Source organism: Shigella sonnei (assembly GCF_002950395.1).
Classification (GTDB): Bacteria; Pseudomonadota; Gammaproteobacteria; order Enterobacterales; family Enterobacteriaceae; genus ECMA0423.
Genome location: NZ_CP026802.1, coordinates 2,189,254 through 2,202,570 on the forward strand (window position 1 = coordinate 2,189,254; position 13,317 = coordinate 2,202,570).

12 protein-coding genes and 2 pseudogenes are annotated in these 13,317 nt (G+C 51.8%); 7 read left to right on the forward strand and 7 right to left on the reverse strand.

The window, feature by feature from the left end; all coding sequences use genetic code 11:
• Window positions 1-483: 483 nt before the first annotated feature.
• Genes bioD through bioB form a run of 4 tightly spaced genes read right to left on the reverse strand, consistent with a single transcriptional unit; the run spans window position 484 to window position 4,078 of the window.
• The gene (gene bioD / locus C1P89_RS11600; protein WP_000044867.1) at window positions 484-1,152 is read right to left on the reverse strand and encodes a dethiobiotin synthase; all 669 of its coding nucleotides are present in this window, start codon (window positions 1,150-1,152) and stop codon (window positions 484-486) included.
• Window positions 1,145-1,900, reverse strand: coding sequence for a malonyl-ACP O-methyltransferase BioC (gene bioC, locus C1P89_RS11605; RefSeq protein WP_000246800.1), 756 nt, complete (start codon window positions 1,898-1,900; stop codon window positions 1,145-1,147). Before bioC ends, bioD begins: the two co-directional genes overlap by 8 nt.
• Window positions 1,887-3,041 (reverse strand): 8-amino-7-oxononanoate synthase, encoded by a 1,155-nt coding sequence (gene bioF, locus C1P89_RS11610; protein ID WP_000118857.1) that lies wholly within the window; start codon window positions 3,039-3,041, stop codon window positions 1,887-1,889. Before bioF ends, bioC begins: the two co-directional genes overlap by 14 nt.
• Window positions 3,038-4,078 (reverse strand): biotin synthase BioB, encoded by a 1,041-nt coding sequence (bioB, locus tag C1P89_RS11615; RefSeq protein WP_000951213.1) that lies wholly within the window; start codon window positions 4,076-4,078, stop codon window positions 3,038-3,040. Before bioB ends, bioF begins: the two co-directional genes overlap by 4 nt.
• Window positions 4,079-4,164: 86 nt before the next feature.
• Between bioB and bioA the strand changes: the two genes are divergently transcribed.
• The 3 genes and pseudogenes from bioA to C1P89_RS11630 all read left to right on the forward strand — a co-directional run.
• Window positions 4,165-5,454: an adenosylmethionine--8-amino-7-oxononanoate transaminase gene (gene bioA, locus C1P89_RS11620; RefSeq protein ID WP_001295303.1), complete on the forward strand. Its 1,290-nt coding sequence runs from the start codon at window positions 4,165-4,167 to the stop codon at window positions 5,452-5,454.
• 58 nt (window positions 5,455-5,512) lie between these two features.
• Window positions 5,513-5,989: a kinase inhibitor gene (locus C1P89_RS11625; RefSeq protein ID WP_000767389.1), complete on the forward strand. Its 477-nt coding sequence runs from the start codon at window positions 5,513-5,515 to the stop codon at window positions 5,987-5,989.
• A gap of 313 nt (window positions 5,990-6,302) precedes the next feature.
• Window positions 6,303-6,383 (forward strand): annotated as a pseudogene (locus C1P89_RS11630) (hypothetical protein); the annotation flags it as partial.
• A gap of 9 nt (window positions 6,384-6,392) precedes the next feature.
• Here the strand turns inward: C1P89_RS11630 and C1P89_RS11635 are convergent.
• Window positions 6,393-6,479: pseudogene (locus C1P89_RS11635) on the reverse strand (transposase); the annotation flags it as partial.
• A gap of 91 nt (window positions 6,480-6,570) precedes the next feature.
• Between C1P89_RS11635 and ipaHa the strand changes: the two are divergent.
• Window positions 6,571-8,334 (forward strand): T3SS effector E3 ubiquitin-protein ligase IpaHa, encoded by a 1,764-nt coding sequence (gene ipaHa / locus C1P89_RS11640; RefSeq protein ID WP_000801162.1) that lies wholly within the window; start codon window positions 6,571-6,573, stop codon window positions 8,332-8,334.
• A 179-nt stretch (window positions 8,335-8,513) separates the two neighbouring features.
• Here ipaHa and C1P89_RS11650 read toward each other — a convergent pair whose 3' ends face one another.
• Both C1P89_RS11650 and C1P89_RS11655 read right to left on the reverse strand, forming a co-directional pair.
• Window positions 8,514-9,137 carry a DUF4376 domain-containing protein gene (locus C1P89_RS11650; RefSeq protein WP_000551126.1) on the reverse strand — a complete coding sequence of 208 codons (624 nt, stop codon included), beginning with the start codon at window positions 9,135-9,137 and terminating at the stop codon, window positions 8,514-8,516.
• Window positions 9,088-10,341 carry a prophage tail fiber N-terminal domain-containing protein gene (locus C1P89_RS11655; protein ID WP_011310167.1) on the reverse strand — a complete coding sequence of 418 codons (1,254 nt, stop codon included), beginning with the start codon at window positions 10,339-10,341 and terminating at the stop codon, window positions 9,088-9,090. The genes C1P89_RS11650 and C1P89_RS11655 overlap by 50 nt, the downstream gene beginning before the upstream one ends.
• Window positions 10,342-10,356: 15 nt before the next feature.
• Here C1P89_RS11655 and C1P89_RS11660 point away from each other — a divergent pair.
• From C1P89_RS11660 to C1P89_RS11675, 3 genes are all read left to right on the forward strand, one after another.
• Window positions 10,357-11,513 (forward strand): IS3-like element IS600 family transposase gene (locus C1P89_RS11660; RefSeq protein WP_087879964.1). Its coding sequence is split into 2 segments (ribosomal slippage): window positions 10,357-10,606 and window positions 10,606-11,513, totalling 1,158 coding nucleotides; the frame shifts between segments, so codons are not numbered across the junction.
• A 217-nt stretch (window positions 11,514-11,730) separates the two neighbouring features.
• Window positions 11,731-12,261: a DUF551 domain-containing protein gene (locus C1P89_RS11670; RefSeq protein ID WP_000998191.1), complete on the forward strand. Its 531-nt coding sequence runs from the start codon at window positions 11,731-11,733 to the stop codon at window positions 12,259-12,261.
• Between the two features lie 78 nt (window positions 12,262-12,339).
• A complete protein-coding gene (locus C1P89_RS11675) occupies window positions 12,340-13,062 on the forward strand; it encodes a hypothetical protein (RefSeq protein ID WP_000247839.1) in 723 nt (240 codons plus the stop codon).
• The last annotated feature ends 255 nt before the right edge of the window (window positions 13,063-13,317 follow it).

The window sequence follows — 13,317 nt, forward strand, 5'->3', positions numbered from 1 at the left end:
ATCACCATAATATTTCTGATACAGCGTAAACTCCGCTGTCAATCATGAGCAAAATTTACTCTGTGGCGAGATAAAACTCCGGCCTTACCGGGTTATCCCCAAAGCAACGGCTTTTTTAACATTTGTCAAGATGAGTGATGACAGTTTTATGGCAAGAGATGCCTGTTCAGTGACTGCCATTGCATTTATCTAACCAGTTAAAAAATAAAAGATATTTCTTTGAGCCGTCTTTAACGCCAATTCGCGTGCAAGCCGCGTATTCTCTCGCTTGCCTCGTGTTTTCTAACTCTAATACACATGGTTATCCACAGGAATAGTGGATAACTGTCTCCAGCCCCTATCCCCCGCCGCCTGGGCAATTCCCACATTCGCCGCATGAGGCGGAAGTAAAATTTTTTTCGTGATTATTTTAGAATTTAATTGGTTAAATTGCAGTCAATCGAAGACGCGATCTCGCTCGCAATTTAACCAAATACAGAATGGCTACAACAAGGCAAGGTTTATGTACTTTCCGGTTGCCGCATTTTCTGCAAGCCAGGGGATCTCTCCCAGCAGCGGCGCGGGAATCATGCGGGTGAGCGTGGTCATATATTCAGCGTGACGTTTTCCCGGAGGCGTAACATCGTTCGCCACCCAACCCGCCAGAGTCAGTCCGGCGTGTTGTATTGCCTGCGCAGTCAACATCGCGTGATTAATACAGCCGAGTTTCACACCAACTACCAGTATCACCGGCAGTTGTTCCTGTGTTACCCAATCTGCAAAAGTGAAAGTGTCAGAAAGCGGCGTAAACCAGCCGCCAGCACCTTCCACTAACACCCAGTCAGCCTGTTGTTCAAGCGCGCGTAATCCGGCGCTCATTACCAATGATTCTATCGGCCTGCCCTCTTGCGCGCTGATGATGTGCGGCGAAGTGGGTTCTGCGAAGGTGTAAGGATTTACTGTTGCGTAATCCAGCTGCAGGCTGCTGTTGTGCTGTAACGCCAGCGCGTCACTATTACGTAAGCCTTCCGGGGTCTTTTCGCTGCCAGAGGCGACCGGTTTATAACCTGCCGTCCGATAACCTACTGCCTTCGCGGCTTGTAAAAGTGCACAACTGGCGACGGTTTTCCCCACTTCGGTATCCGTTCCGGTGACAAAATAACGTTTACTCACGAGCAATCACTCCCAAAAAAAGATGATACGTCAGAGGATATCGCCCCTGTTGTTGCGGCCAGGCCAGTTGCAATCGCTGCAATTGCGAACGCGTTAATATTCGCGGGTCGCGCCCTTCATGAAGATGCGTAGCACCGATGCCTTTCAGCGAACGCATGGCACTGAGCGCATCATCAAACCATAGTGTGATGGGCTGAATATGATGTTGATAATGCACGCCGTTCAGCGACTGTTCGATTTCATCTGGCGGTAAAAAGCGATTAGCATGCGGACGCTCGTCCACCGCCTGCCACGCCTGATGCAGTTCGGGTAACGATCCCTGCACCAGCGTGGTAAACGCCACCACGCCTCCGGGGCGCACCACCCGATACAGCTCGCGGAGTGCCGTGGATAAATTACCGCACCACTGCACCGCGAGATTGCTCCATGCAAGATCGAACGTCGCAGTCGCTAACGGCAGGGATTCGATATCTCCCGCCAGATAATGGTCTGCAGCATCTTTCTGGCGGGCTTGCACAAGCATTGGCGGTGAGAGATCTAACGCCGTCACCTGTGCGTGACGCTCTCGCCAGTGGCGGCTCATCCAGCCTGGCCCACACCCCGCGTCCAGTACGTGGGTGTATTTACGCTGTGGGAGCATTGCCAGTAAGACGTCAGCACTCCGGCGCTGTAACTCTGCGTGTTGCTCATAGTGCGCGGCTGCCCGACCAAATGCCGCTGCAATGGCTTGTTTATTAACCGTTGCCATGCAGCACCTCCAGCAGACGGTCGATATCCTGCATTTCATGCGCTGCGGTTAGCGTTAAGCGCAGTCGCGCAGTACCAGCGGGTACGGTTGGCGGGCGAATCGCCGTGACCCAGCAGCCTTGCTGGCGCAGTTTTTCTGCCAGTTGTAACGCACGGCTGTTATCACCGACGATCAATGGCTGGATGGCGCTGCATGAATCAGCAAGCGTAAACGGCAAATCCTGTACTCCGGCACGAAAACGCGCAATGAGTGACACCAGTTTTTCGCGCCGTGCATCCCCCTCATCACGGCGAATGACCGCCAGCGACGCACGTAATGCCTGCGCCTGAGCGGGCGGCATACTGGTGCTGTAGATAAGGTGGCGGGCGAATTGCAGCAGATAATCCGCCACCGTACTGGAGCAAAGCACCGCAGCCCCACTGACGCCAAATCCTTTGCCAAAAGTCACCACCAGCAATTCTGGTTTTACCTTTTGCAGCCAGCAGCTGCCGCGCCCCTGCTCCCCGATAACGCCCGTGCCGTGGGCATCATCGACCATCAACCAGCCATTGTGCTGTTGCGTTACCTGCTGGATTTCCGCCAGTGGCGCGCTATCGCCGTCCATGCTGAACACGCCTTCTGTCACCACCAGTTGCTGCCCCGGACAGGGGGAAGCAAGCAGTCGCGCCAGATGAGCGACATCGTTATGAGTAAAACGGCGAAGCTGCGACGGGCTTAAACTGGCAGCCTCCAGCAAGGAGGCATGGCTAAGCCGGTCGGCAACAATACGGTCCTCTTTCGCCATCATCGCGGCAATGACTGCCTGATTCGCGGCAAAACCAGAGATAAACAGCAGCGCCCGCGAATAGCCAAGCCACTCGGCCAGTTCTTCTTCCAGCGCCTGATGCACCACGCTATAACCGCTGACATGCCCGGAACCGCCGCTACCTACACCAAACTTTTCTGCGCCCTGCTGCCAGGCGCGGATAATTTGCGGATGATGGCTTAAACCTAAATAATCGTTACTGGAAAAGTTCAGATACTGGCGATCATCCGCCACCAGCCAGCGTCCGGCTCCTTGCGCCACCGGATAACGGCGACGCAGGGCATCGGCAGTACGCCGTGCATCGAGCGCCGCGTTGATTTTCTCCTGCCAGCTCATAATGCTGCCGCGTTGTAATATTCGTCGGTGTCCGGGGTCATCAGCGCCTGTTCAAGACGTTGCTGTTGTTCGTTATCCCCTGCCAGCACGGCAGTTTGCTGCGGATTTAGCCCCAGTTTGCGGAACAGTTGCAGGTCTTTATCTTCTTCCGGATTCGGCGTGGTCAGCAGTTTGCAACCGTAGAAAATCGAGTTTGCGCCAGCCATAAAGCACATCGCCTGAGTCTGTTCATTCATCTGCTCGCGTCCGGCAGAAAGGCGCACGTAAGAGGTCGGCATCATGATCCGCGCTACCGCAATAGTGCGAATAAAATCAAAGGCATCGACATCATCGTTATCCGCCAGTGGCGTGCCTTTCACCTTCACCAGCATGTTGATTGGTACGCTTTCCGGCGGCGTCGGCAGGTTTGCCAGTTGCAGCAATAATCCGGCGCGATCTTTTACCGTTTCGCCTAAGCCAACAATGCCGCCAGAACAGACTTTGATCCCGGCATCGCGCACTTTTTCCAGCGTATCGAGGCGTTCCTGATAAGTGCGGGTGGTGATGATATTGCCGTAAAACTCCGGCGAGGTGTCCAGGTTGTGGTTGTAATAATCCAGCCCGGCGTTCGCGAGGCGCTGCGCCTGAGATTCACTCAACGTGCCCAGCGTCATACACGCCTCCAGCCCCATCGCTTTTACCCCCTGCACCATTTGTTCCAGGTACGGCATATCGCGTTCGTGGGGATTCTTCCACGCCGCGCCCATACAGAAGCGCGTCGATCCTGCCGCTTTCGCTTTGCGCGCCGACTCCAGCACCTGTTCAACTTCCATCAACCGCTCGGCTTCCAGCCCGGTTTTGTAGCGTGAGCTTTGCGGGCAGTATTTGCAATCTTCCGGACAAGCTCCGGTCTTAATCGACAGCAACGTGCTGACCTGGACCTGACGAGGATCGAAATGCTGGCGATGGACCTGCTGCGCTTCAAACAGCAGATCCAGCAACGGTTTTTCAAATAATTCTGTGACTTGCGACAAGGTCCAGCGTGGGCGGTGAGCCATGGGGCTTCTCCAAAACGTGTTTTTTGTTGTTAATTCGGTGTAGACTTGTAAACCTAAATCTTTTCAATTTGGTTTACAAGTCGATTATGACAACGGACGATCTTGCCTTTGACCAACGCCATATCTGGCACCCATACACATCCATGACCTCCCCGCTGCCGGTTTATCCGGTGGTGAGCGCCGAAGGTTGCGAGCTGATTTTGTCTGACGGCAGACGCCTGGTTGACGGTATGTCGTCCTGGTGGGCGGCGATCCACGGCTACAATCACCCGCAGCTTAATGCGGCGATGAAGTCGCAAATTGATGCCATGTCGCATGTGATGTTTGGCGGTATCACCCATGCGCCAGCCATTGAGCTGTGCCGCAAACTGGTGGCGATGACGCCGCAACCGCTGGAGTGCGTTTTTCTCGCGGACTCCGGTTCCGTAGCGGTGGAAGTGGCGATGAAAATGGCGTTGCAGTACTGGCAAGCCAAAGGCGAAGCGCGCCAGCGTTTTCTGACCTTCCGCAATGGTTATCATGGCGATACCTTTGGCGCGATGTCGGTGTGCGATCCGGACAACTCAATGCACAGCCTGTGGAAAGGCTATCTGCCAGAAAACTTGTTTGCTCCCGCCCCACAAAGCCGTATGGATGGCGAATGGGATGAGCGCGATATGGTGGGCTTTGCCCGCCTGATGGCGGCGCATCGTCATGAAATCGCGGCGGTGATCATTGAGCCGATTGTCCAGGGCGCAGGCGGGATGCGCATGTACCATCCGGAATGGTTAAAACGAATCCGCAAAATATGCGATCGCGAAGGTATCTTGCTGATTGCCGACGAGATCGCCACTGGATTTGGTCGTACCGGGAAACTGTTTGCCTGTGAACATGCAGAAATCGCGCCGGACATTTTGTGCCTCGGTAAAGCCTTAACCGGCGGCACAATGACCCTTTCCGCCACACTCACCACGCGCGAGGTTGCAGAAACCATCAGTAACGGTGAAGCCGGTTGCTTTATGCATGGGCCAACTTTTATGGGCAATCCGCTGGCCTGCGCGGCAGCAAACGCCAGCCTGGCGATTCTCGAATCTGGCGACTGGCAGCAACAGGTGGCGGATATTGAAGTACAGCTGCGCGAGCAACTTGCCCCCGCCCGTGATGCCGAAATGGTTGCCGATGTGCGCGTACTGGGGGCCATTGGCGTGGTCGAAACCACTCATCCGGTGAATATGGCGGCGCTGCAAAAATTCTTTGTCGAACAGGGTGTCTGGATCCGGCCTTTTGGCAAACTGATTTACCTGATGCCGCCCTATATTATTCTCCCGCAACAGTTGCAGCGTCTGACCGCAGCGGTTAACCGCGCGGTACAGGATGAAACATTTTTTTGCCAATAACGAGAAGTCCGCGTGAGGGTTTCTGGCTACACTTTCTGCAAACAAGAAAGGAGGGTTCATGAAACTCATCAGTAACGATCTGCGCGATGGCGATAAATTGCCGCATCGTCATGTCTTTAACGGCATGGGTTACGATGGCGATAATATTTCACCGCATCTGGCGTGGGATGATGTTCCTGCGGGAACGAAAAGTTTTGTTGTCACCTGCTACGACCCGGATGCGCCAACCGGCTCCGGCTGGTGGCACTGGGTAGTTGTTAACTTACCCGCTGATACCCGCGTATTACCGCAAGGGTTTGGCTCTGGTCTGGTAGCAATGCCAGACGGCGTTTTGCAGACGCGTACCGACTTTGGTAAAACCGGGTACGATGGCGCAGCACCGCCGAAAGGCGAAACTCATCGCTACATTTTTACCGTTCACGCGCTGGATATAGAACGTATTGATGTCGATGAAGGTGCCAGCGGCGCGATGGTCGGGTTTAACGTTCATTTCCACTCTCTGGCAAGCGCCTCGATTACTGCGATGTTTAGTTAATCACTCTGCCAGATGGCGCAATGCCATCTGGTATCACTTAAAGGTATTAAAAACAACTTTTTGTCTTTTTACCTTCCCGTTTCGCTCAAGTTAGTATAAAAAGCTGAACGAGAAACAGTAAAAATCATTAATATCAATGCATTATAATACATTTAGCTTAAAAAATAGACTGCATAATACTGCAAAACACAACATATCCAGTCACTATGAATCAACCACTTAGATGGTATTAGTGACCTGATACAGAGCATTAGCGCAAGGTGATTTTTTGTCCTCTTGCGCTAATTTTTTGTCAACGCACTGGGTTAGCTGAATTTACAACCATGCTCAGTATCTCGATAAGCGCAGAGAAATGATGCAGTGGTGGGCAGACTACTGGCTTGATGAAAAGGTAGGGCGACCAACCGCGTTTTTTCAGTTCAGTCAGCACATTGAGCCAGAACTTCACCCCTTCATTTTCGGCCAGCCACATCCCCAACAGTTCTTCCTGTTCTTAACTATTTACAGGCGCGTTTTTTTAAAGAATCCTCACTCCATTTGCACGAACATATTAATATATAAACAATGAGGATCAATAATAAATGAAACCTGCCCACAATCCTTCTTTTTTCCGCTCCTTTTGTGGTTTAGGATGTATATCCCGTTTATCCGTAGAAGAGCAAAATATCACGGATTATCACCGCATCTGGGATAACTGGGCCAAGGAAGGTGCTGCAACAGAAGACCGAACACAGGCAGTTCGATTACTGAAAATATGTCTGGCTTTTCAAGAGCCAGCCCTCAATTTAAGTTTACTCAGATTACGCTCTCTCCCATACCTGCCCCCGCACATACAAGAACTTAACATCTCTAGCAATGAGCTACGCTCTCTGCCAGAACTCCCTCCGTCCTTAACTGTACTTAAAGCCAGCGATAACAGACTGAGCAGGCTCCCGGCTCTTCCGCCTCACCTGGTCGCTCTTGATGTTTCACTTAACAGAGTTTTAACATGTTTGCCTTCTCTTCCATCTTCCTTGCAGTCACTCTCAGCCCTTCTCAATAGCCTGGAGACGCTACCTGATCTTCCCCCGGCTCTACAAAAACTTTCTGTTGGCAACAACCAGCTTACTGCCTTACCAGAATTACCATGTGAACTACAGGAACTAAGTGCTTTTGATAACAGATTACAAGAGCTACCGCCCCTTCCTCAAAATCTGAGGCTTTTAAACGTTGGGGAAAACCAACTACACAGACTGCCCGAACTTCCACAACGTCTGCAATCACTATATATCCCTAACAATCAGCTGAACACATTGCCAGACAGTATCATGAATCTGCACATTTATGCAGATGTTAATATTTATAACAATCCATTGTCGACTCGCACTCTGCAAGCCCTGCAAAGATTAACCTCTTCGCCGGACTACCACGGCCCACGGATTTACTTCTCCATGAGTGACGGACAACAGAATACACTCCATCGCCCCCTGGCTGATGCCGTGACAGCATGGTTCCCGGAAAACAAACAATCTGATGTATCACAGATATGGCATGCTTTTGAACATGAAGAGCACGCCAACACCTTTTCCGCGTTCCTTGACCGCCTTTCCGATACCGTCTCTGCACGCAATACCTCCGGATTCCGTGAACAGGTCGCTGCATGGCTGGAAAAACTCAGTGCCTCTGCGGAGCTTCGACAGCAGTCTTTCGCTGTTGCTGCTGATGCCACTGAGAGCTGTGAGGACCGTGTCGCGCTCACATGGAACAATCTCCGGAAAACCCTCCTGGTCCATCAGGCATCTGAAGGCCTTTTCGATAATGATACCGGCGCTCTGCTCTCCCTGGGCAGGGAAATGTTCCGCCTCGAAATTCTGGAGGACATTGCCCGGGATAAAGTCAGAACTCTCCATTTTGTGGATGAGATAGAAGTCTACCTGGCCTTCCAGACCATGCTCGCAGAGAAACTTCAGCTCTCCACTGCCGTGAAGGAAATGCGTTTCTATGGCGTGTCGGGAGTGACAGCAAATGACCTCCGCACTGCCGAAGCCATGGTCAGAAGCCGTGAAGAGAATGAATTTACGGACTGGTTCTCCCTCTGGGGACCATGGCATGCTGTACTGAAGCGTACGGAAGCTGACCGCTGGGCGCTGGCAGAAGAGCAGAAATATGAGATGCTGGAGAATGAGTACCCTCAGAGGGTGGCTGACCGGCTGAAAGCATCAGGTCTGAGCGGTGATGCGGATGCGGAGAGGGAAGCCGGTGCACAGGTGATGCGTGAGACTGAACAGCAGATTTACCGTCAGCTGACTGACGAGGTACTGGCCCTGCGATTGCCTGAAAACGGCTCACAACTGCACCATTCATAATCACATTGCATAAACCACAGACCGGACTGACTCCGGAAAAACAGAGGCCCGCCCCCGGGCCTCCCCGGATTCATCCGTTTCCCTGTTCAGCCTGACAGCACGCCCCCGCGGCCGGATGACAGACTCCGCTTCGGTAAGCAAAGCGGTCTTCTGTGATTCCGCCAGTTGCGGCTTATTCATTACTCAACGTCAAACGCCCGAATTGAAGCCAAATCATCCAGACCGCTCAGCTCCTCTTTCATTTCACGCTGACGGCGATAAATCTCATCGTTGCGATCGACCTGCGCCTGCACCATTGCTGCCGCCAGTTCTTCCAGTTCCGGCATCGACAGTTTCACCTGCTGATTATCGGCATCGCTCCACGCCATATGTGTTTGTGCTGTGACAGATTTTGCCAGCATGACTACCGGGGACAGGCGGCCCAGTGAGTCGGGACCAGCATTCCAGATACGACCGTTCCATTCAAACGTGAACGGCTTCGCCTCCTGTTCTGCGCGCCATGCTTCAATTTCCTGACGCCTGGCCTCTCTGGCCGCTTCCAGCATTTCTGGTGTCACAGTGAATGGGGCTATCTCACCCCATTTGCCACTTTGCAGTTCCTGCCAGATTTGCTGACCCGTCGGTGCGACATCATCAGCGGTGGCTGTGTAGGGGACTGCCTGGTCCCTGTCGTCAAAAAAAACGTCACAGTCTACTGCGCCACTTTCGGTATAACGGGGATTAATGATTTTTTTAATTTCCACGGTGCATTCCTCACGATGTGCGAATAAAAAGCCCGGGCATTGCGCCAGAGACATGTGCATCCGGCACCCCGGACAGGGCGCAATATGACCCCGGTAATGAATGCTCTGAACATCCCGTAATGAAAAATTGTGGGGATGCTATATACGTTCCGGTGGGAGTACTGGGCACTGAAATCCCCACCGGTCCCAGTCGTGAGCCTCTGTATGACTGCCCCCTGACAAGTCTGATGACTTTATCACCGTCAGCTTCTCCCTGGTACGCAGCAATAATCAGCCCGCCAATGTCAGGGTCTCCCCATCTGTTGCGGACAGAGCTCGCCACGATTCTGTAAATAATATCTTCTGTGGTTATATTTATTTTCACCCAGCCAGTCAGTCTGGATATGGGCCAGTAGCAGTAGCGGGTGTGATAAATGGGGCCGTTAATGCCGTAAAAAGTAAGGGATTTGGCTCTGTACCGCGGTTCTGTTGTCTCAGGGCGTGCATCAGTCCACCGGATGCTGAGCACCCCTTCAAACCGTGTGTCGGGTATGATGATGTCGTAGGGGCCAGCAACGGAATATTCACCTGGCAGCGCATTCCTTACCCAGGCCAGGAAATCACTCTTAGTGTCAAAACGGATAACATCTTCAGGCAGAAAAGCACACCCAAAGCCGAATGCGCCGGGTATCGCCAGACGGCCTTTTGTCCGGTCGTAAATGTCGCTCTGTGCTTCCATCGTGGCCGCACTTTTCAGCCCCAGATTATCCCGGGACTTCTGTTGTGCCTTTTCGCCTGCTGCTGCGATTTCAGACAGATGGTTAGCCGTTTTCAGAGTGCCGGTCAGCGCAGCATCAATGTCATTTTTGGCCTGCTCTGCTGCGCGGGCATAACCTGCGGCTGCCGCCACATCCTGCGCCGTCTGCTGTGCGTTTCCGGCTGCGGCCCCGGCGCTCTGCTGCGCCTGCGCCACCATTTCCTCAAAGCGTTTGACGACATCCGGTTTCAGGTCGCCCTCATCAGGAGCAATCAGAAAGTCATTCAGCGTGCCGGGCTTTGAGTCCTCATATACAGCAATGTCGCCAACGTTGTACTCGTTGTGCCAGCCCGGTTTCAGATACACACCATATTTTCCAGTCCGCGCATGGAAACAGTATTCACCATCGTTTCCTGTCATCACATCAGCAACAGTGTGCATCACCACTTCCGGGGTGTTTACCCGGGATTTCAGAATAATGAGGTAGCCTGAGTTTAACGGACACTCCTTCCTGAAATAGAATGGCATCAGAAGGAGCTAATAATGAGCAGAAAAACCCAACGTTACTCTAAAGAGTTCAAAGCCGAAGCTGTCAGAACGGTTCTTGAAAATCAACTTTCGATCAGTGAAGGCGCTTCCCGATTATCTCTTCCTGAAGGCACTTTAGGACAATGGGTTACCGCCGCCAGAAAAGGGCTCGGTACTCCTGGTTCCCGCACGGTGGCTGAACTGGAATCTGAAATTCTGCAACTGCGTAAGGCGTTAAATGAAGCTCGCCTTGAGCGAGATATATTAAAAAAAGCAACAGCGTATTTTGCACAGGAGTCGCTGAAAAATACGCGTTAATCGAACAATGGCGACAACAATTTCCCATTGAAGCGATGTGTCAGGTATTTGGTGTATCCAGGAGCGGTTATTACAACTGGGTACAGCATGAACCCTCAGACAGAAAACAAAGTGATGAGCGGCTAAAACTGGAGATTAAGGTGGCACATATCCGCACTCGCGAAACATATGGAACCCGGCGGCTCCAGACGGAGCTGGCAGAGAATGGCATCATCGTTGGTCGTGACCGACTGGCACGTCTTCGTAAGGAGCTAAGGCTACGCTGTAAGCAGAAACGCAAGTTCAGAGCGACTACGAACTCGAACCACAATCTGCCAGTTGCGCCAAATCTGCTGAACCAGACGTTCGCTCCTACAGCACCAAATCAGGTCTGGGTGGCGGACCTGACGTATGTTGCCACACAGGAGGGATGGTTGTACCTCGCTGGCATCAAAGATGTTTATACGTGCGAAATTGTCGGCTACGCCATGGGAGAGCGCATGACAAAAGAGCTGACAGGTAAAGCCCTGTTTATGGCGCTCAGGAGCCAGCGCCCACCTGCCGGGCTAATCCACCACTCTGATCGAGGTTCACAGTACTGCGCATACGATTACCGGGTCATACAGGAGCAGTCTGGTCTGAAAACATCAATGTCGCGTAAAGGTAACTGTTACGACAACGCTCCGATGGAAAGCTTCTGGGGAACGCTGAAAAATGAGAGCCTGAGCCACTATCGTTTTAATAACCGGGATGAAGCCATCTCAGTAATACGGGAATACATTGAGATTTTCTACAATCGTCAGCGTCGTCACTCTCGTCTGGGGAATATCTCCCCGGCAGCCTTCAGGGAAAAATATCATCAGATGGCTGCTTAAAAAAAGAACAAATGGTAGTGTCCGCTATTGCCAGTACACCTCAGAAGCGCTACGCGATAAGCAGGCGTTACTTGAAGCCTCAGAAAAGCGCATAGCAGAACTGGAGGCACAGACAGTTACCGTTAAAGAGGTTGGAGATGCTTGATAGTTTTGCGCTCGTTGCACTGGTTGGCATTGTAGCGTTGATTTGGGTGACATCCGGGAATCGGAGGCATAAGTGAACGACAAAGAACTGATTAAAGAAATCAAAGAGCGTATCAGCAGTTTGGATGTGCGAGACAATGTTGAACGCCGTGCTTATGAAATTGCTCTGGCATCGCTGACAGCAGAGCCGGTGGCGTGGAAGGTAACCTTCACGCAAATTGACCGTGAATATAACACGTTCACTGGTATGTATTCTGACAAAGCAGAAGTCGAACGGTGGGTGCGGCTGCATAAAGCATGTAATTTTCGGGCAGATATAACACCGCTTTATACCGCCCAGCCAGTGCCGGTAACTCCGGATGCCTGGATAAGCTGTAGTGAGCGAATGCCAGAAATGGGAGAGCGACAATGCTATGTGTTAGCAGCTGACTTTAAAAACAACTACCCACCAAACATCCCCAACACTCAGGTCGGCGTATATGGCGACTGGTTTAATGATGGCAATCCCACTTGGGATGACGGTGATGGCGAAGACCTGTATCTCAAAGAGGTAACCCACTGGATGCAGCTACCAGAACCGCCGCAGGAGGTTAACCGTGGCTAACCTGCAACTTGCCGTCAAAGGTGAATAACAATCCTCGCACTCGCGGGGATTTCTTTTATACGATATAGGGGAAAAGGTGTGGTTAACAATATTGCAAATCACTCTTCGTTTCCGGCTGTAACAATCGACAGCCAGATGCTGTTGAAAATGGTCAATGAAGCTCGCAAGTTATATGGAGAGCCATCAGTACGTAACAACAAATTCATCGAGAAAATTGAGGATGAATTGGAAGGCGAGACCTACACAAAAAGTGTAGGTCGGAAAAACGGGGCTGACATTGATGTTATCTCCATGACTATCAAGCAGGCGCTTCGTGTTGCTGCTCGCGAATCTAAAGCAGTTCGCCGAACACTTGTAGACAAACTTGAAAGTATGCAGGAAGCGCACATTAAAAGCGGTAAATCAGCGAGTGGACTTGTTGAGTATCGTCAAGCGCGAACACTGAAAATGACGGTTGAAGCTGTTACCAATCTGTTCGATTTGATGCCAAATCTTGCGCCGGAAGCAAAGCAGACTGCTGCGGCAAGCATAATCAACCCGCTCGTTGGTTTTAATGCAATACCTCTTCCGGCAATAGAAGAGCATTACTACTCAGCAGGGGAGGTCGCAGAGCAGCTCGGAGTAACGGCAAACAAGATTGGTCGCATTGCTAACGCAAACAACCTCAAAACTGAGCAGTACGGGAAGTTCTTCCTGGATAAATCTGCGCATTCCAGCAAGCAGGTTGAAACATTTCGGTACAACGAGGCTGGAGTGCACAAAATAGAGGAACTCATCGAAGGAGAGCGAAAGGCTGCATGATTTTGACAAGATAGTTTTCCCCAAATGTGGGGAAAAGCCCGAATGGCGCGGCTTACAGCAAGATAAGGCCTACATGATTTGACAACACCGCATTAACGGGGCTATATTCCGCTTCATGGTGCTGAACACACCTTGCAAAGCGGAAACCGCACCCGTCAGTCATGCGGATTTTTTATGTCCATTTTTCAGATATGGTCGGGTAGCGCGTATACCGAAAAACAGCCGAAAGGTTAAGGATACGGGCCGACTTTGCAC

Coding starts and splice junctions, on each gene's coding strand:
- bioC (WP_000246800.1), bottom strand. CDS start 1,900: ATGGCAACGGTTAATAAACAAGCCATTGCAGCGGCATTTGGTCGGGCA.
- bioF (WP_000118857.1), bottom strand. CDS start 3,041: ATGAGCTGGCAGGAGAAAATCAACGCGGCGCTCGATGCACGGCGTACT.
- bioB (WP_000951213.1), bottom strand. CDS start 4,078: ATGGCTCACCGCCCACGCTGGACCTTGTCGCAAGTCACAGAATTATTT.
- bioA (WP_001295303.1), top strand. CDS start 4,165: ATGACAACGGACGATCTTGCCTTTGACCAACGCCATATCTGGCACCCA.
- C1P89_RS11625 (WP_000767389.1), top strand. CDS start 5,513: ATGAAACTCATCAGTAACGATCTGCGCGATGGCGATAAATTGCCGCAT.
- ipaHa (WP_000801162.1), top strand. CDS start 6,571: ATGAAACCTGCCCACAATCCTTCTTTTTTCCGCTCCTTTTGTGGTTTA.
- C1P89_RS11650 (WP_000551126.1), bottom strand. CDS start 9,137: ATGCACATGTCTCTGGCGCAATGCCCGGGCTTTTTATTCGCACATCGT.
- C1P89_RS11655 (WP_011310167.1), bottom strand. CDS start 10,341: ATGCCATTCTATTTCAGGAAGGAGTGTCCGTTAAACTCAGGCTACCTC.